Annotated in this window: 15 protein-coding genes; 7 read left to right on the top strand and 8 right to left on the bottom strand. The window is 39.1% G+C overall.

What is annotated here, in order from left to right; translation table 11 throughout:
• Positions 1-130: 130 nt before the first annotated feature.
• The 4 genes from AC5NT5_RS10375 to adk all read left to right on the top strand — a co-directional run bounded on the left by AC5NT5_RS10375 (position 131) and on the right by adk (position 5,642).
• Positions 131-2,032: an MFS transporter gene (locus AC5NT5_RS10375; RefSeq protein WP_494512851.1), complete on the top strand. Its 1,902-nt coding sequence runs from the start codon at positions 131-133 to the stop codon at positions 2,030-2,032.
• Between the two features lie 4 nt (positions 2,033-2,036).
• A complete protein-coding gene (locus AC5NT5_RS10370) occupies positions 2,037-2,774 on the top strand; it encodes an RluA family pseudouridine synthase (protein ID WP_494512852.1) in 738 nt (245 codons plus the stop codon).
• A gap of 118 nt (positions 2,775-2,892) precedes the next feature.
• Positions 2,893-4,806, top strand: coding sequence for a molecular chaperone HtpG (gene htpG / locus AC5NT5_RS10365; protein WP_024605323.1), 1,914 nt, complete (start codon positions 2,893-2,895; stop codon positions 4,804-4,806).
• A gap of 191 nt (positions 4,807-4,997) precedes the next feature.
• Positions 4,998-5,642 carry an adenylate kinase gene (adk, locus tag AC5NT5_RS10360; RefSeq protein ID WP_002962321.1) on the top strand — a complete coding sequence of 215 codons (645 nt, stop codon included), beginning with the start codon at positions 4,998-5,000 and terminating at the stop codon, positions 5,640-5,642.
• An 88-nt stretch (positions 5,643-5,730) separates the two neighbouring features.
• Here adk and tpx read toward each other — a convergent pair whose 3' ends face one another.
• Entirely contained in the window at positions 5,731-6,312 is a 582-nt protein-coding gene (gene tpx, locus AC5NT5_RS10355) for a thiol peroxidase (protein WP_182671668.1), read from the bottom strand.
• A gap of 233 nt (positions 6,313-6,545) precedes the next feature.
• Between tpx and AC5NT5_RS10350 the strand changes: the two genes are divergently transcribed.
• Together AC5NT5_RS10350 and AC5NT5_RS10345 are read left to right on the top strand one after the other, a co-directional pair.
• Positions 6,546-7,550, top strand: coding sequence for a response regulator (locus tag AC5NT5_RS10350; RefSeq protein ID WP_024590825.1), 1,005 nt, complete (start codon positions 6,546-6,548; stop codon positions 7,548-7,550).
• A gap of 3 nt (positions 7,551-7,553) precedes the next feature.
• Entirely contained in the window at positions 7,554-8,525 is a 972-nt protein-coding gene (locus AC5NT5_RS10345; RefSeq protein ID WP_494512853.1) for a sensor domain-containing diguanylate cyclase, read from the top strand.
• Between the two features lie 97 nt (positions 8,526-8,622).
• On the opposite strand, the gene AC5NT5_RS10340 is transcribed toward AC5NT5_RS10345, so the two are convergent.
• The 4 genes from AC5NT5_RS10340 to AC5NT5_RS10325 form a co-directional block, all read right to left on the bottom strand.
• Positions 8,623-10,137 (bottom strand): SpoVR family protein, encoded by a 1,515-nt coding sequence (locus tag AC5NT5_RS10340; protein WP_494512854.1) that lies wholly within the window; start codon positions 10,135-10,137, stop codon positions 8,623-8,625.
• Positions 10,138-10,156: 19 nt separating this feature from the next.
• Positions 10,157-11,440 carry a YeaH/YhbH family protein gene (locus AC5NT5_RS10335; RefSeq protein WP_149602426.1) on the bottom strand — a complete coding sequence of 428 codons (1,284 nt, stop codon included), beginning with the start codon at positions 11,438-11,440 and terminating at the stop codon, positions 10,157-10,159.
• A 31-nt stretch (positions 11,441-11,471) separates the two neighbouring features.
• Positions 11,472-13,394: a PrkA family serine protein kinase gene (locus AC5NT5_RS10330; RefSeq protein WP_494512855.1), complete on the bottom strand. Its 1,923-nt coding sequence runs from the start codon at positions 13,392-13,394 to the stop codon at positions 11,472-11,474.
• A 210-nt stretch (positions 13,395-13,604) separates the two neighbouring features.
• Positions 13,605-14,186 (bottom strand): superoxide dismutase, encoded by a 582-nt coding sequence (locus tag AC5NT5_RS10325; RefSeq protein WP_494512856.1) that lies wholly within the window; start codon positions 14,184-14,186, stop codon positions 13,605-13,607.
• Between the two features lie 266 nt (positions 14,187-14,452).
• Here AC5NT5_RS10325 and AC5NT5_RS10320 point away from each other — a divergent pair, with 266 nt between their 5' ends.
• Positions 14,453-14,791, top strand: coding sequence for a Grx4 family monothiol glutaredoxin (locus tag AC5NT5_RS10320; protein WP_004335359.1), 339 nt, complete (start codon positions 14,453-14,455; stop codon positions 14,789-14,791).
• Between the two features lie 89 nt (positions 14,792-14,880).
• Here AC5NT5_RS10320 and AC5NT5_RS10315 read toward each other — a convergent pair whose 3' ends face one another.
• The 3 genes from AC5NT5_RS10315 to AC5NT5_RS10305 all read right to left on the bottom strand — a co-directional run bounded on the left by AC5NT5_RS10315 (position 14,881) and on the right by AC5NT5_RS10305 (position 18,805).
• Positions 14,881-16,194 (bottom strand): sensor histidine kinase, encoded by a 1,314-nt coding sequence (locus AC5NT5_RS10315; protein ID WP_494512857.1) that lies wholly within the window; start codon positions 16,192-16,194, stop codon positions 14,881-14,883.
• Complete coding sequence (locus AC5NT5_RS10310; RefSeq protein ID WP_494512858.1) at positions 16,194-17,525, bottom strand: sigma-54-dependent transcriptional regulator; 1,332 nt, start codon at positions 17,523-17,525, stop codon at positions 16,194-16,196. Before AC5NT5_RS10310 ends, AC5NT5_RS10315 begins: the two co-directional genes overlap by 1 nt.
• A 71-nt stretch (positions 17,526-17,596) precedes the next feature.
• Positions 17,597-18,805, bottom strand: a complete 1,209-nt coding sequence (locus tag AC5NT5_RS10305; RefSeq protein ID WP_494512859.1) for an ABC transporter permease — start codon at positions 18,803-18,805, stop codon at positions 17,597-17,599.
• Between the last annotated feature and the right edge of the window lie 5 nt (positions 18,806-18,810).

Below are 18,810 nucleotides of genomic sequence, written 5' to 3'. Positions count from 1 at the left end.
TAAGTCACTATTTGAAAACAAATTACCAAAGCCTACATGATTAAATCATGTAGGCTTTTTCGTTTTTAAGGTAAGCTTAAAAACAATCTAATTTATTTTTGGGCTATGTCTCTAATTAGTAAGGAATACAATGAAAGATAACCAACCCTATCAAGGTGCATTACTCGGTAGTAAGCGTTTTTTACCGCTTTTTATTACGCAGTTTTTCTCAGCGATAAACGATAACGTGTATAAGCAATCAGTGCTTATTCTATTGATATTTCAGGCTGCAACGCTTGCAGATGGCGCACTTTATTCAAATATTGCTGCTGGGTTATTTATTCTTCCGTTCTTTTTATTTTCAGGGATGGCAGGGCAGCTTGCAGAAAAAACAGAAAAATCCAAACTAATCAGAATCGTAAAACTATGTGAAATCCCTATTATGGTTGTTGGGGCAGTTTCTATTTTAACGCAGTATGTGTGGCTAATGTTAGCCACCGTATTTTTAATGGGCGTGCAAAGTGCGTTTTTTGGTCCATTAAAATATTCTATTTTACCGCAGCACGTAGCACCTAATGAATTAACAAAAGCGAATGGTTTGGTTGAATCAGGCACGTTTGTGGCGATACTAATGGGTACAATTTTTGGCACTTATTATATTACTCAATCAGTAGGGCCTACGCTTATAAGTATTGCAGTATTAGTCTTGGCCGTGATGGGTTATGTGAGCAGTCGCTTTATACCCACTAGTGAAGCAAACGAGCCTAACTTAAAATTTACCTATAATATATTTTCATCGACAAAAAACGTATTTTCAGCACTTAATTCGCAAACAGAATCGGTTGGTAAATCAGTCCTTGGGATCAGTTGGTTTTGGTTAATTGGCGCCATCGTTTTAACGTCCCTACCAAATTATGTAAAACACACAATGGGTGGCGATGAACTGGTTGTAACTAGCGCACTTGTTGTGTTTTCACTAAGTATTGCTATTGGTTCGTTACTGTGTGAAAAGCTTTCCCGCTCTCGAATAGAATTAGGAATTGTGCCTTTTGGCGCTATCTTAATTACCTTGTTTTTATACTTACTGAGCCAAGAGCCAGCCATTAGCTCTTATTTACCTCAACACCCTGAGTTAATAACGCTTCAGGAGCTATTAAAAACAGGCGATATGGTGTGGCACTTTGTTTGGATGGCAGGCATTGGTATAGGCTCTGGTTTTTACACTGTACCGCTGTATGCGCTTATTCAACAGCGTACTGAAGAGTCGAGTCGCTCACGAGTTATAGCAGCTAACAATGTATTAAATGCACTGTTTATGGTGGGCAGTGCTGTTTTAAGTATTGTAACGCTGTCTGTTTTTCAGTGGAGTATTTCAGAGTTACTACTGTTACTTGCTGGGCTAAACTTACTTATCTCTGTTTATATTTATACCAAAGTACCAGAGTTCTTTTTACGATTTATTATATATATTTTAGCTATTTGTATGTACAGAGTGCGTACAAAAGGTGAAAGTAATATACCTGATACAGGCGCTGCGGTTGTCGTGTGTAATCATGTCAGCTTTGTTGATTGGATGTTTATTTTAGCCGCATCACCAAGGCCTATCCGGTTTATGGTATTTGCCCCTATTTATTATTCGCCGGCCCTACATTGGTTATTTAAAATGGCTAAGGCTATTCCCATTAACAGTGAAAAAACCAATCCAGAAGCGTTTAAAAAAGCCTTTGACGAAGTAGCTGCTGCGCTTAATAAAGGCGAACTTGTTGGTATTTTCCCTGAAGGAAAACTAACCAGTGACGGCTCAGTGGATATTTTTCGCCGTGGAATCGAGCGCATTATTGAGCGCTCACCTGTGCCCGTTATTCCTGTGCACTTAGGTGGGTTATGGGGCAGCATGTTTAGTCGTAAAGCTAAATGGCAATTGCCTCGATTAAAATGGTCTTTGGTGTCGGTTGCAGTCGGTGCCCCGATTGCTGCTGATAAAGTAGTAGCAGATGATTTACGTGAAAAAGTATTGGCTTTAAAAGCGCTTCATTCAAAAGATAGTGACTAATTTAATGATTAACTTAATGGCTAACTCAACATCGCAAACACCTTCAGAACAACCCATTATAGTTGATGATTTTGTAGCCCCTAAGTGCGACGGGTTTATTGAAATATTATATCAAGATGACGATATTTTACTGATCAATAAACCCAGTGGACTATTAAGCTTATCAGGTAAAAATCCGCTTAATTGGGACTCAGTGCATTACCGCTTAGTAAATGGTCAAAAGGGCTTAACAGCTGCATTTGCAGAGGCTAAGTTACCGCATCGGCTAGATTTGGGCACATCGGGCATTATGATTGTTGGATTAAACGCAATTGCGTCAAAGCACCTTAATAAGCAATTTCAAGCGCGTACTATTCAAAAGCGTTATGTAGCCATGTTAGAGGGATGCTTGGCTGTTGATGAAGGGCAAATTACTGCGCCAATTGCAAAAGATAAACTGCTTTTTCCGCGTGTTAAAATTTGCCAATCGACAGGTAAAACAGCGCTGAGTAGATATAAAGTACTTGAGCGGCTCAGGCAGCCGTGCAGAACCTTAGTGCAATTTACACCTATTACTGGGCGTACCCATCAATTACGAATACACAGCCAGTTTATAGGGCACCCAATTTTAGGCTGTGATTTATATAAAAGTGCGCAAAGTGAACATATGGCACGGCGGTTACAATTACATGCCAGCGATTTATATTTTGAACATCCAACAACTGGTGAAAAGATTCATATTAATTGTCCGCATTCGTTTTAAACAAATTAATGGTTCTTTGTTTTCGTTTCACCTTTTTTAAATTTTTCCCTTGAAGTTCTAACACCTCACCCCATATTAAGTGCATAACGCAGACACTTTGCAAATTGGAGATATATAAATGACTGCAGCACAAAAAGAAACATTAGGCTTTCAAACAGAAGTAAAACAATTATTAAACTTAATGATTCATTCTCTTTATTCTAATAAAGAAATATTTTTACGTGAGCTTGTGTCAAACGCATCAGATGCAGCAGACAAGTTACGCTTTTTAGCATTATCTCAAGGTGACCTTTACCAAGGTGATGCCGATTTACGTGTTCGTATTAGTGCAGATAAAGAAGCAAATACAATTACCATTTCAGATAATGGTATTGGTATGACGCGCGATGAAATCATTAGCTCATTAGGTACTATTGCAAAGTCGGGTACTGCTGAGTTTTTCAAAAACTTAACAGGTGATCAAAGTAAAGATTCACAATTAATTGGTCAATTTGGTGTTGGTTTTTACTCTGCATTTATTGTTGCTGATTTAGTAACTGTTCGTACACGTAAAGCCGGTGAAACAACCGCTTACGAGTGGGAATCTCAAGGTGAAGGCGAATACACACTTCAAGAAATTGAAAAAGAAGGCCGTGGTACCGACATTATTTTACATCTTCGCGATGAAGAAAAAGAATTTGCTGATGACTGGCGCCTACGTAGTATCGTTACTAAATACTCTGATCACATTTCAACGCCAGTACAAATGTTTAAAGCAGAAGTGCCTGAATCTGAAGGCGAAGACGGCGAAAAAATTCCAGCAGTACCAGGTGAGTGGGAAAGCATTAACCGCGCGACTGCATTGTGGACACGCGATAAATCAGAGCTTTCTGATGATGAATACAAAGAGTTTTACAAGCATGTAAGCCACGACTGGGAAGATCCTCTTAGCTGGGCACATAATAAGGTTGAAGGTAAAACAGAATACACTAGCCTTTTATATATTCCTAAAAAAGCACCTTTCGACTTATGGAACCGTGAACGTCAAAGTGGTTTAAAACTTTACGTACAACGTGTGTTTGTAATGGATGATGCTGAGCAATTCATGCCAAGCTACCTTCGCTTTGTAAAAGGCTTACTAGATTCAAACGATTTACCACTGAACGTATCTCGTGAAATTCTACAAGACAACAAAGTAACGCAAGCTATTCGTAAAGGGTGTACATCGCGTATTATTAAAATGCTTGAGCGTATGGCTAAAAACAAAGCTGACGATTACCAAGTATTTTGGAATGAGTTTGGTCAAGTAATGAAAGAAGGCCCAGCTGAAGATGCTGCAAATAAAGAAGCTATTTGTAAGCTACTTCGTTTTTCTTCGACACATACTGACTCAGAAACACAAGATGTGTCGCTTGAGCAATATGTTGAACGCATGAACGAAGGCCAAGACAAAATTTACTACGTAGTAGCTGATACATTCACCGCTGCGAAAAACTCACCGCATTTAGAGATTTTCCGCAAAAAAGGCATTGAAGTATTACTACTAAGTGACCGTGTTGACGAGTGGATGATGAGCCACTTAACTGAATTTGCTGATAAGCAGCTACAGTCGATCACACGTGGTGACTTAGATTTAGGTAAGCTTGACGACGAAGAAACTAAAAAAGCGCAAGAAGAGTCTGAAAAAGAAATGGCTGGGCTTGTTGAACGTATTAAAACAGCACTAGGTGATGACGTTAAAGAAGTGCGCTTTACGCACCGCTTAACAGATTCTCCAGCATGTGTTGTAAGCGACGACAACGACATGAGCTCACAAATGCAAAAGCTAATGGAATCTGTTGGTCAAGCAGCCCCTGAAGCAAAACCTGTGTTTGAGCTAAACCCAGAGCATCAACTTGTTAAGCACTTAAATGACGAACAAGATGAAGATAAGTTTGCGCAGTGGTCACACGTTTTACTAGATCAAGCACTACTTGCAGAACGCGGTACACTTAAAGATCCAACAGGATTTGTTACTCGCTTAAATAAATTGATGCTTGAACTAAGTAAATAAGCAAATAGGTATTTACTCAGTTAATAAAGTATAAATTATGTACTTTAAATAAAAGGGAACGTGTGTTCCCTTTTTTAATGCCCTGTAAACACCCCAACGGCTCATCAATTAGTATAAGTTGCTTGAGTATCGGCGGCGCTTGTGGAAGAATTCAGGCTTTAAAATAAATATCCATACTAGGGGACAATAATATGCGCATTATTCTTTTGGGCGCGCCGGGTGCAGGTAAAGGTACTCAAGCTCAGTTTTTAATGGACAAATACGGTATTCCACAAATTTCTACTGGCGATATGTTACGTGCGGCAATTAAAGAAGGCACGCCACTGGGTCTAGAAGCAAAAAAAGTAATGGATGCTGGTCAACTAATTTCTGACGATATTATTATTGGTTTAGTTAAAGAGCGTATTACTAAAGCGGATTGTGAGAAAGGTTTTTTACTTGATGGCTTCCCGCGTACAATCCCACAAGCGGATGCAATGAAAGAAAATGGCGTAGTGGTTGATCACGTTATTGAATTTGACGTGGCTGATGAAGTCATTGTTGAGCGTATGGGCGGACGTCGTGTTCATCCTGGTTCTGGTCGTGTTTACCACGTTGTTTATAATCCACCAAAAGTGGAAGGTAAAGACAACGAAACTGGCGAAGACTTAATTGTTCGCGCTGATGATACTGAAGAAACAGTACGTAAACGTTTAGGTATTTACCACGAGCAAACTATGCCATTGGTTGATTACTATCAAGCAGAAGCGGCTGCTGGTAATACTCAATACCATAAACTAGATGGTACACAAGCTGTTGAAACTGTTAGCCAACAACTTGGTGAACTTTTAGGTTAATTATAAAAGCACATTAAAAAACCGCCAATTGGCGGTTTTTTGTTTTAAGGCTATTTAGCATTGCTTAATTAGTGCTACTTAATGGACTTTACAGTGTTTTAAGTTTTTCAATCACGCTGTTGTATTCAGGTTCAGTTGAAAGGCTACTAACTAACTGTTTATAAATGACGTTATGGCTTTCATCCAAAATAAATACAGTTCGCGTTAGTAAGCCCATATCTTTAATAATCAATCCGTATTTTTGACCAAAATCACGCCAAACAGAATCTGATAACGTAATGATTTTATCGATATTTTCAGCTTTGCAAAAACGCTTTTGAGCAAATGGTAAATCAGCACTAATTGTTAGCATAACTACACTTGGGAATTGTGAGGCTACTTTTTCATTAAAGTGCTTAGTTTGCAGGCTACAAATGCCGGTATCTAGGCTGGGTACTACACTTATTAATACAGCTTGGCCTTTGTAATCCTCAAGTGTCACTGGAATAAAGTTGTCATCAACAACTTTAAAGTTTGGCGCACTATCTCCAATTGAGATACCTTGACCTAATAAAGTGACTGGTTTGCCTTGCGCGGATACTTTTCCTGCATCAAGCGTGTTTTCTGGATAGTCGGCTGCAATAGCCACAGAACAAAATGCACTCAAAGCAAAGGCAAGTGAACGTAACATAAGGTATTTCCTTTTAAATTAACGCAATGGGCGTCAGTGTATTATACTGGGCTATAGTTACCAAGTGATTAAACCTGCTTAATAGAGTGGGTATTAGCTCTGAAATATAAAAATTGTAACTATGCTAAACTTTGATTAACATGAAGTTACAAAAGATATCTTCAATAATAAAAATAAAAACCATCATAAAATGATTTTAATGCTCATTACTGGTTTAGAAACAGAGAGATAATATGTCAACATCGGTATTAATATGTGATGACTCGAAATTAGCTAGACGTCAGTTGGCTCGCTCATTACCTGAAGATTGGGACATTAAAGTTGAATTTGCACTTGACGGCGTTGATTGTATAAAGCAAATAAAGTTAATTGAACCAGAGATACTTTTTCTCGATTTAAACATGCCAGAAATGGACGGTTATGAAGTATTAATCGCTATGAAAGAACAGGGGCTTAATATTCTCACTGTTGTCGTCTCTGGTGATATACAACCAAGTGCACACCAAAGAGTGCTTGAGCTTGGTGCTATCGATTTTATTCAAAAACCATGTTCTCCCGAAAAACTAGCCAGCATAATTGAACACCATGGGATTAAAGATAAAGCCATGCGTGAGCGTCTCTCTCATTCGCTAGGAGAGCAAGTCGACCCTGATGTTCGGGATATATACCAAGAGCTAACTAACGTTGCTATGGGGCAGGCTGGGGATTTACTTGCACGTCTTCTTAACGTATTTGTAGAGTTACCAATTCCTAATGTGAATATTTTGGAAGTTAATGAACTCGATATGGCGCTGCAGTCTATAGATAATAACGCAGCTACATCGGGTGTGTGCCAGGGCTTTATTGGCGGTGGTATTTCGGGCGAGGCGCTATTACTTTTAAATGATTCAAGCTTTAAAGAAATAGCTTCTTTGATGAACTATGACGGCGAGTTAAACGATAAAGTTGAACTTGAGCTGCTTATGGATATTAGTAATATTTTGATAGGCGCTATTTTAACGGGTCTTTCAAAACAACTCGATATGTCATTTAGTCAAGGGCACCCGATTGTACTTGGCCAACACAGAGATGTATCTGAGTTGGTTAAATCAAACAAGTCACGTTGGCAACGCACCCTTGCAATAGAGATTAGTTACGGTATTGAAAACCATGATATAAATTGCGACCTCATGCTGTTATTTACTGAAGATTCACTTAAAACTTTGAAGTATAAAGTTGCTTACCTATTAGAAGATTAAGTTATGGCCGCTGATTTAGAAATGAATGAGATCCATTGGTTAATGGATATGTTTAATACCGTTGATGTAGGCCTTGTGGTACTCGATAGGGATTATAAGGTGTGTGTATGGAATGGTTTTATGGAAAACCACTCAGGGCTTCTACCAAGCGCAGTAAAAGATAAAGATCTATTTGATTTATTTCCAGCAATAGACGAAAAATGGTTTAGAAGTAAATCTGAGTCGGTTTTTGTTTTAAAAAACCGCTCTTTTACGATTTGGGAGCAGCAGCCATACATTTTTAGGTTTAAAAATTATCGACCTATTACTGGTAAAGCTGATTACATGTATCAAAATGCGACATTCATCCCTCTTACCAATACGATGGGCGAAGTTAGCCACATTTGTATTATTTTGTATGATGTAACAGATGTCGCGGTAAATAAAAAAGAGCTTGAAGAGTTAAACAAAAAATTAGAACAAGTAAGTCAAACAGATAGCTTAACGCAGCTTGCAAACCGTGGACATTGGGAAGGTACGCTACGCCAAGAGTTTTTAAGAGTTAAGCGAAGTGGTGGCTGTAGTACATTATTAATGTTTGATATTGATCACTTTAAAAAAATAAATGATGAATATGGCCATAGCTGTGGTGATGAATCGCTTCGTCATTTATCTAACCTACTACGTACGACGCTGCGCGAGACTGATGTTGCAGGGCGCTATGGCGGTGAAGAGTTTGCAGTGACATTACTTGATACAGACAAAGAAGGCGCTTTTATATTTGCTGAGCGTTTAAGGGTATTGATTGAAACTAACCCTGTTAAGTATAAACACTTTGAAATAACAATGACGGTAAGTATAGGGCTGGCTGGTAGCAGTAATGATTTTCAAAATCATGAGCGCTGGATAGAGGCTGCAGATAAAGCACTGTACCAGTCTAAAAATACAGGGCGAAATAAAGTAATAGCCTACGAAGATATAAAAAATGACGCTTAAGCGTCATTTTTATATCCAGAATTTAGAGTTAAATAATACCGTGTTTTTACAATTTGCTGAGCAAACCCAATCAGTATGAAAATTGTATTGCCCTTCATTATTGTGTTGTGTGTCGAGAGTCATCTATTGGGCATTGACCAATCATTGAAACCTCACCAGAATTTGACTCTTGCTCTAGTTTTACTTTAAAGCCCCATAATCTGTAAAGATGCTTAAGCACTTCCTCGTGCGAGTTTGCTAAAGGAATATTGTTATGAGGTACATAGCGTAGGGTTAATGAACGGTCACCTCTAATATCAACATCATACACTTGAATGTTAGGCTCATGATTACTTAAATTGTACTGCGCTGAGAGTGCTTCTCTCACAGCCTTATAGCCGTTGTCGTTATGTATTGCGCCAATCTCTAAATGGGGATTATTAGTATGGTCAATAATAGTAAATAATTTAAAATCACGAATTAACTTAGGCGATAAAAACTGGCTAATAAAACTCTCATCTTTAAAGTTTTCCATTGCAAAATGCAGTGTATCTAGCCAGTTACTACCTGCATATTCAGGAAACCAGCGTTTATCTTCTTCAGTTGGGTGTTCACATATTCTGCGAATATCAACCATCATATTAAAGCCTAAAGCATATGGGTTAATGCCTGAATAATATTTACTGTTATAAGGTGGCTGATAAACTACGTTGGTGTGGCTTTGTAAAAACTCTAACATGAAAGAGTCGGTGAGCTTTCCCTCATCATATAAGTGATTAAGGATGGTGTAATGCCAAAAAGTTGCCCAACCTTCATTCATTACTTGAGTTTGTTTTTGTGGATAAAAGTATTGCGAAATTTTACGTACAATACGTATCACTTCACGTTGCCAAGAATCGAGTAATGGGGCATTTTTTTCAATAAAATACAAGATATTTTCTTGAGGTTCAGAAGGAAAATGGCGGACTTTCTTTTTGGTTTCTTGCTGTTGCTCAGGAATAGTTCGCCATAATTCGTTTACTTGCGATTGAAGGTAGTCTTCGCGCTCTTGTTGGCGCTTTTGCTCTTCAAATAGTGATATTTGTTGTGGACGTTTGTAGCGATCGACCCCGTAATTCATTAATGCATGACATGAGTCGAGTAGGGCTTCTACCCGTGTAATACCATGCTTTTCTTCACAGCGGCTTATGTAGTTTTTAGCAAATACCAAGTAATCAATAATTGAACCTGCATCGGTCCAGGTTTTAAATAAGTAATTACCTTTAAAAAATGAGTTATGTCCGTAACACGCATGTGCCATTACAAGCGCTTGCATAGGTAGGGTGTTTTCTTCCATTAAGTACGCAATACAAGGGTCTGAATTTATCACTATTTCGTAAGCGAGACCCATTTGTCCGCGCTTATAATTTTGCTCTGTTTGAATGAACTTTTTACCGTAAGACCAATGACTGTAGCCAATAGGCATACCAACGCTTGAATAAGCATCCATCATTTGCTCTGCGGTTATCACTTCAATTTGATTAGGGTAAGTGTCTAACCTGTAGTGAGCTGCAACACGAGCAATTTCATCTTGGTACTCATCTAATAAATCAAAAGTCCAATCTGGGCCATCACTCAATCGTTTATCATTCATAATACTACCTCGCTTTTGGCTATGCAGAGTTTTGCTGTTGACGACCTTTTTTAAATAGCTCCCTAAAAATTGGGTAAATATCTTCAACGCTTTGAATATGCTGTATGGCGAAATTATTATGGCTGTGTGTTATAGATTCATATTCGCGCCATAGGCTTTGATGAGCACGAGTGGTTATTTCAATATAAGCAAAATAGCGTACTGCGCTTAAGAGCTTATTACGTAATATTTCACCACACTGCGGGGTGTCGTCCGCCCAGTTATCGCCATCAGAGGCTTGTGCGGCGTATACATTCCACTCATTTGCGTGATAACGCTCTTTTATTATTTCGTTCATTAATTTAAGAGCGCTCGAAACAATAGTACCGCCAGTTTCTTGGGAGTAAAAAAACTCTTGTTCGTCTACTTCTTTAGCTTGTGTGTGGTGGCGAATATAAACAACTTCTATGTCTTTATAACTGCGTGTTAAAAATTGATAGAGCAAAATATAAAAACGCTTTGCCATATCTTTTGTTGGCTGATCCATTGAGCCTGACACATCCATAATACAAAACATCACCGCTTTGCTGGTGGGGTGAGGGCGCTTTTCGTAATTACGAAAACGTAAATCGTAGTTATCAATAAACGGGACCGATTTAATTTGTACTTTTAATGCAGCAATTTCTTTTTGTAATAAAGTAATTGCCGCTTTATCGCTATGTTGCTCATCAAGCAACGCATCAAGTTGTTTTTCAAGCTCGACTAGTCGGCGTTTTTTACCTGCACTCATGGCAACACGCCGCGCAAGCGAGCCTTGTAATGAGCGGACAATGTCAATATTACTTGGCATGCCGTCGCTACAAAATCCTGCGCGATGGGTTTTCATTTGCACTAACTTATCAAGTTGGTTTTCTTGTAAGTTAGGAAGTTCTAGATCTTCAAACAGTAAATCAAGGTATTCATCTTTTGATATTGAAAATACAAACTCATCTTGTCCCTCGCCCGAATCGCTGGCGTCACCTTCACCGGCACCACCGCCTTGTCCGCCTTTAGGGCGCTCAATTTTATCACCTGTAGAAAACTGATCGTTACCAGGGTGAATTTGTTCTCTATTCCCGCCTTGCCCTTGATGAAATGTAGGTTCGCTGATATCGCGTTGTGGAATAGAAATACTCTCACCAGAGCTTGAATCGGTAACGCTGCGTTTGTTAATCGCATCTGAAACCGCTTCTTTAATTTGTTTTTTATAGCGCCTAATAAAGCGCTGGCGATTAAGCGTACTTTTATTTTTTCCGTTTAAACGCCTATCTATAAAATGCGCCATATTGACCTCCTATATACTACGACTATGAAGGTTATTGCGATTTTCTAACCCGTAAATACCACTCAGAAAGCAAGCGAACTTGTTTTTGTGTATAGCCTTTTTCGACCATACGGTTCACAAAGTCTTCGTGCTTTTGCTGATCCTCTGCAGACGTTTTAGTATTAAACGAAATAACGGGTAGTAAATCTTCGGTATTAGAGAACATTTTTTTCTCAATCACCGTGCGTAGTTTTTCGTAGCTTGTCCATAGTGGGTTTTTACCGTTGTTGTGTGCACGGGCACGCAGTACAAAGTTCACTATTTCATTACGAAAATCTTTAGGATTAGAAATACCCGCTGGCTTTTCTATTTTTTCAAGTTCAGCGTTTAGCGCTGCGCGGTCAAATAGCTGTCCTGTATCGGGGTCGCGATATTCTTGGTCTTGTATCCAAAAATCTGCATAAATAACATAACGGTCAAAAATATTTTGTCCGTATTCCGAATACGATTCTAAATAAGCGGTTTGCAGTTCTTTACCTATAAACTCGACATATTGTGGAATTAAATAGCCTTTTAAAAAGCTTAAATAACGCTCTTCTATTTCACTTGAAAATTGCTCGCGCTCTATCTGTTGCTCAAGCACATAGAACAAATGCACTGGATTTGCAGCAACCTCAGTGGTATCAAAGTTAAACACACGGGACAAAATTTTAAACGCAAAGCGGGTAGAGAGCCCCGTCATACCTTCATCAACCCCTGCGTAATCACGATACTCTTGATACGATTTTGCTTTAGGGTCGGTGTCTTTTAGGGTCTCGCCATCGTATACCCGCATTTTAGAATAGATACTTGAATTTTCTGGCTCTTTTAAACGTGATAGCGTCGTAAATTGCGCCAATGTTTTAAGTGTACCCGGTGCACATGGCGCGTTGTATAGCTCACTGTGCTCAAGTAATTTGTCGTAAATTTTAATTTCTTCAGTTACACGTAAGCAATAAGGGACTTTTACAATATAAACACGGTCTAAAAATGCTTCGTTGTTTTTATTGTTTTTAAAGGTTTGCCACTCAGACTCATTCGAGTGAGCGAGGATCATGCCATTAAAGGGCAGGGCACTAATGCCTTCTGTGCCGTTATAGTTACCTTCTTGGGTTGCGGTAAGTAAAGGGTGCAGCACTTTAATAGGCGCTTTAAACATTTCTACAAATTCCATCAGCCCTTGGTTAGCTAAACATAAAGAGCCAGAGTAGGCGTATGCATCAGGATCGTTTTGGGCAAAGTGCTCAAGCTGGCGAATATCGACCTTACCAACCAGTGCTGAAATATCTTGGTTGTTTTCATCTCCAGGTTCGGTTTTGGCAATGCCTATTTGGTTTAAAATAGAAGGGTAGCGTTTAACCACTCTAAACTGGCTTATATCACCATTGAACTCTTTTAAGCGTTTGCCAGCCCAAGGCGACATAATGGTTTTTAAGTAGCGCGGTTTAATACCGTATTCTTTGCTGAGTACGTCTGCATCTTCGATAGGATCAAACAAGGAGAGGGGGTGATCGTTTACAGGAGACCCTTTAATTGAATAAATAGGCACTTGTTGCATTAAATACTTTAGTTTTTCAGCAATGGATGATTTACCCCCACCAACAGGTCCAAGTAAATAAAGCACTTGTTTGCATTCTTCTAGCCCCTGAGCCGCATGTTTTAAATAAGAGACTATTTGCTCAATGGCGTCTTCCATACCATAAAAATCAGCAAAGGCAGGGTAGCGCGCAACTACTCTATTTGAAAATAATCGACTTAGTCGTGCATCCCTTGCGGTATCTACCATGTGTGGTTCGCCAATTGCCATGAGTAGGCGTTCTGGTGCGCTGGCGTAGGCAGACTTATCGGTTTTACAAATCTCAAGAAATTCAGCGATACTGTATTCTTCTTCCTGTGCCGCTTCGTATCGTGCTTGGTAATGCTCAAAAATCGTCATAATAACCTCCGAAACCCGCTGTAAAAAGGTGCTTACCTTTTAAAGTCTAGTCACGAATGTGTATTTTTGTGCAATAAAATTAAAAATTTAAGTGAAAAAAGATCATGTTACTAAAAGCGTTTTATTAAATGATGAGGCGCTTAGGTGTGATAAACAACAAACAAAAAAAGACGCCTAAGCGTCTTTTTTACATTAGCGTTTAAAGGCTAATTAAGCGAAGTTAGCGTTCGCGAATTCCCAGTTAACAAGCGACCAAAAACCTTTAAGGTAATCTGGACGAACGTTACGGTAATCGATGTAGTAAGCGTGTTCCCATAAATCCACTGTAAGGATTGGAGTAACGCCATCATCAGTTAATGGTGTAGCAGCGTTAGATGTATTAACGATGTCTAGTGAACCATCAGCAAGCTTAACTAACCACGTCCAGCTTGAACCAAAGTTATTTACTGCTTTGTCATTTAATGCATCTTTAAACGCATCAAAAGAACCCCATTTAGCGTTGATTGCATCAGCAATTGCGCCAGTAGGCTCGCCGCCGCCGTTTGGAGATAAGCTGTTCCAGTAAAAAGTATGGTTCCAGATTTGTGCTGCGTTGTTAAATACGCCGCCTTCTGATGAACATACGATCTCTTCTAGAGATTTGTTTTCAAACTCAGTACCAGGGATTAAACCATTAAGCTTAACCACGTAAGTGTTGTGGTGTTTGCCATGGTGAAACTCTAGCGTTTCTTTTGAAATATGTGGCTCAAGTGCGTCGATTGCATATGGTAGTGACGGTAGTTCAAATGCCATTTTTTTATCTCCATCTTCTTTGGTTGATAGTCCATTTGGTAATACGTAATGCCTGTTGAAACAGAGCAGTTACCTATACCAAGCGGTAATATAGTGTTACTATAATTGTTGAGTATTTTACTCAAGTTTAAGCAAACAGCAATGCTATTGCGAAAGACTATTTCAATTGCGGCTTTATTTGCCCATTTTAAGTTATATATTTGTGGTCACGATGAGTTATTTTCAAGACCTAAATATATTTAGCTATCGTTACTTTGAGGTTGTAGATGGAAACCATTGATAAAATTAAACAGCAAATTTCAGAAAATCCAATAATCCTTTTCATGAAAGGGTCACCAAAATTACCAAATTGTGGTTTTTCTTCACAAGCATCGCAAGCGTTAATGTCATGTGGTGAACCATTTGCATACGTTGATATTTTACTTAATCCAGACATTCGTGCTGAGCTTCCAGCATACGCAAATTGGCCAACATTCCCACAACTTTGGGTAGATGGCGAATTAGTTGGTGGTTGTGACATTATTATCGAAATGTTTCAACGCGGTGAATTACAGCCGTTAATTACTGAAACTGCTGCTAAATATAAAGAAGCTGACGCAGAGTAATTTATTACTCAACCTGCTATCAGGTTATTAAGCTCTTTAAACACAAAGCCACTTTTTAAGTGGCTTTGTTGTTTTTAATTTGTGTAAATTTATGAATAAGGAAGGCTCACTTGTACGTTTAAGCCGCCCTCTATTTTGTTATGTAAACTTATATGCCCTTGGTGCGCCTCTGCTATTTCTCTGCATAAGGCTAGCCCTAAACCACTCCCCGCACTTTTTGTTGAATAAAAGGGCACTAGAGCGTTTGCCATTACTTGCTCGCTCATTCCTTTGCCGCAGTCACTTACATTTATAACACATGCTTGGGGTACAAACTCGACCTGAATATGTATTTCATTGACGTTGGAGCCTGACTCGTGTGAATTTTTTAATAGGTTTATGAGTAGCTGCTCGAGTTGTGTTTGATCAGCTTGTAATTCATTGTGTGAATTTTTTATTTCGTAGCTAAATTGCCAGTGATTTTTTAAATTATTGAGTGTGTTTTGCCAGTTAACCTGTGTTTTTTGTGGCTGAGGTAATTTAGCAAACTTACCATAGCCTTGTACAAATTCAGTTAGATGACTAATTCGCTCATCAATAGTTGCAAATACACGGGCAAGGCGGGGCTCATCAACTTTATTTGCGAGCAATTGTGCGCTGTGTAACATGGACGACATAGGGCCGAGTGAATTATTCAATTCGTGGCTGATAATGCGTATTACCTTTTTCCACACGGCAACTTCTTGGCGACTAAGTTCACGTGTTAACTGTTTAAATATATATAAATGATGCTTTTGGTTATTGAGTAAAAACTCCCCAGTGGCTAAATGCCAAGTTTGTGAGTCTTGATTCTCTATTTCTATATTAAAGAGGCCATCAATACCATGCTCTATAGCTGATACTAATTGCAGAGGCGAATTTTCGAGTAACTTACTTAGTTGCATACCTTCAAGGCGAGTTGCGCTATTAAATAAACTACGGCTAATTAAATTACTAAATACCACCGTATTATTATCATTGACCAGCAATAACGCTTGCGGCGAGCTTTGCAATACTTTATCAAGCATTAACTCGCGCTGGTAAATCCATTGTTTTTCTTGGCGAAGCTGTTTTGCGGTTTGATTATAAAGTTGGCATAGTTTTCCAAGTTCATCATTACTTTTATACGCAAGCAAACTAGAGAGCTCACCATCTTTAAAATTAAGTAATCCGGTTTCAAGCGATTGCATGCCAAGCTTTATTGGCTTGGTGAGAGCTCTTGAAAGCAGTGTGCTAAATGTAAGCGTTAGTAATATCAAAAACAGAGTGTAGTAAACATCCAAGTTACTTAGCGCGGCAATAATAACAACAGGCAGCGCGCTACAAAGCCCGCAAATTAATACAACCTTTTGGCTTAGGGTAAAGTTGCTAATAAAGTTTGGCATTAATAATCAATACCCATTTTTTGTAACCGTCTGTAAAGTGCTTGTCGGCTTAAACCAAATTCACGGGCCACTTTGGCTATAACACCTTGATGAGCGCGCATTGCGTGTTCTATTTCCTGCTTGGTCGGCTCTGCTTTTGCTTCTTGTTGAGCAGTAACCGGTGACGAAAGTGCAAAGTCATCGACTGTAAGCGTACCTTTAGGTTTTAGTACCGCTACGCGTTTACAAGCGTTTTCTAACTCTCGCACGTTACCTGGCCATTTGTAGTGTTGAAGTGCTTGCTCTGTGTTTATAGTCAGCTCTCGGTGAGGTAAAAAATGGCTAATAAGTGCTAAAACATCATCTTGTCTTTCGCTAAGGGCAGGCACATTCAGCTCAATTACATTAAGGCGATAGTATAAGTCTTCCCTAAATCGACCTTGTTCAATTGCTTGTAGTAAGTTTTCGTTAGTGGCCGATATAACGCGCACATTTACTTTTCGTGTTTGCGTTGAGCCTAAACGTTCAAACTCGCCGGTTTGTAGTACGCGTAGTAATTTTATTTGTCCTGAAAGTGGTAAATTACCAATTTCATCTAAAAATAACGTACCGCCATCAGCTGCTTCAAATCGACCAATACGTTGTTTAGTTATCCCCGTGTATGCGCCAGCTTCAGCGCCAAAAAGTTCGGCCTCTATAAGTTCTTGCGGTAATGCACCTGCGTTTACCTTAATAAAAGGTTGCGATACAAGTGGGGAGTTTTTTTGAATAATATGCGCAATACACTCTTTGCCACTCCCATTAGGGCCTGTAATTAATGCAGATATATCAGATTTAGCCACTTGTAGCGCCATAGTAACCAGTCGTTCCATCGCAGTACTTTTAAATATTAGCCCAGCAAGGTCTGCATTTTTAAATGTACCTTCACGTTCTTGTTGGTGGCGATTATGTGTCGCCACTATTTTTTTAGCACTGCCTAGCTCTATTAAGTTACCGATACAAACTAGTAGTTTTGCATCATCCCAGGGTTTTGGTAAGTAATCAGCAGCACCGGCTTTTACAAGCTCAATGGCGGTGGCAAGTTCGGTCCAGGCTGTAATAAGTATAATAGGGAGGTGTGAGTTTATTTCTCGTAGTTCATAAAACAAGGCTTTACCTTCTTCACCAGAGGTCGTGTCACTGGTAAAGTTCATGTCTTGAATTACAAGCTCAATTCGCTGATAGCGAACTATTTGCAGAGCATCAAACGGATTTGTTGCAGTGACTACCGAAAAGTCGTGGATCTCGAGCAACAATGAAAGTGCGTCGAGTACTGCTTGGTTATCATCAACAATGAGTATTTTATGAGTCATAGGTTATTTTTATAATTTTTTAATGGCTACACTGCCTTACTAAGCAGTGTAGCATAGTGATTTACATATTATTAAATAGTGCGAGTTGCGATACTGGGCGAAATATTAGCAGCGCGTTTAGCCGGCGCTAATACTGCAAGTAAACTCATTAAAAATACGGCAATGGCGGTAACGGCTATATAACTTGGCGGTAGTGCGGCTACAGAAAAATACTGCATTAACATTTTCCCAAGTAGTATTGCTGTTACTACCCCTAAGGCTAAACCTAGGCTACAAATTAATGCATTTTCTACTAAAAAGTAGCTAACAATAGCTGACTTTCTTGCGCCAAGTGCTCTGCGTGTACCAATTTGCTTAGTACGTTTGCTAATATTAAATAAGGTTAAGCCAAAAATACCGAGAGTGGTTATAAGCACTAAAATAGTGATTAATACTATGAGCATGCGCATCATTAGGCGATCTTGAGCGGTATACTCATTTTTTAATTCATCAAGCCCTTTAATGTTGTTAATAACGCGTTTGCTGTAATTTTCGAGCATAGCATTTTCTATTTCTTTCATTACAGCTGCTCGCTGACCAGGCTTAGTACGAACGGCAACTTGTGCATAACTTTCTGCTTTAATATAAGGAATAAACGCAAGATTATCGGGTTTACTGTCTTTGAGCCACGGGCCTTTCATTTTTCCGATCACGCCAATAACTTTAAGTGGTAGGTCACCAAAATAAACTATCTTTCCTAAACCATCTCCATCAGGGTAGAGCTCATCAAGTAAGGCTTTAGTGACTATAGTGACGTTGGTGCGCTTTTGTGTAATTTCGTTTTTAACGAGCACTTCATCTTCGGTAAAGTTTCGCCCTGCAATTAAGTTAACGCCGTAGGTATTAATTGCGTGGTCATCTATAAAAATATAAGCGGTCCTGACACTTAGGCCTTCTTGTGGAGCAGGTTTTAAATTAAAGCTCGAAGCGCTGCCACCCCCTGATAGCGGAATACTACTGCTTAATGCGGCATCAACTACGCCTGGCATTTTTCTAAGCATGCTTTCATCAAGCTCAAACTGCTGGCTTAAGTTAATATCAGTACCAAAGGTCATTACATTAAACTTAAATATATCTTGCTCAGGGTAGCCCGTTTCTTGGTTTAAATAGCTAATTCTATCTTGAATAATAAATGCAGCATTACTGACTATAGCTGTGGTAATTGCAATTTGAATTAGTAGTAATACAGCGCCCACCTTTGAGCGGCATAAGGCGTTAAATATAGGTTTTATTTCTAACATTGTGA

The sequence above is a fragment of the Pseudoalteromonas sp. J2K-J599 genome (genome assembly GCF_059295115.2).
Note: the sequence above shows the minus strand (reverse complement) of the source record. Positions and strands in the feature narration are given on the sequence as shown.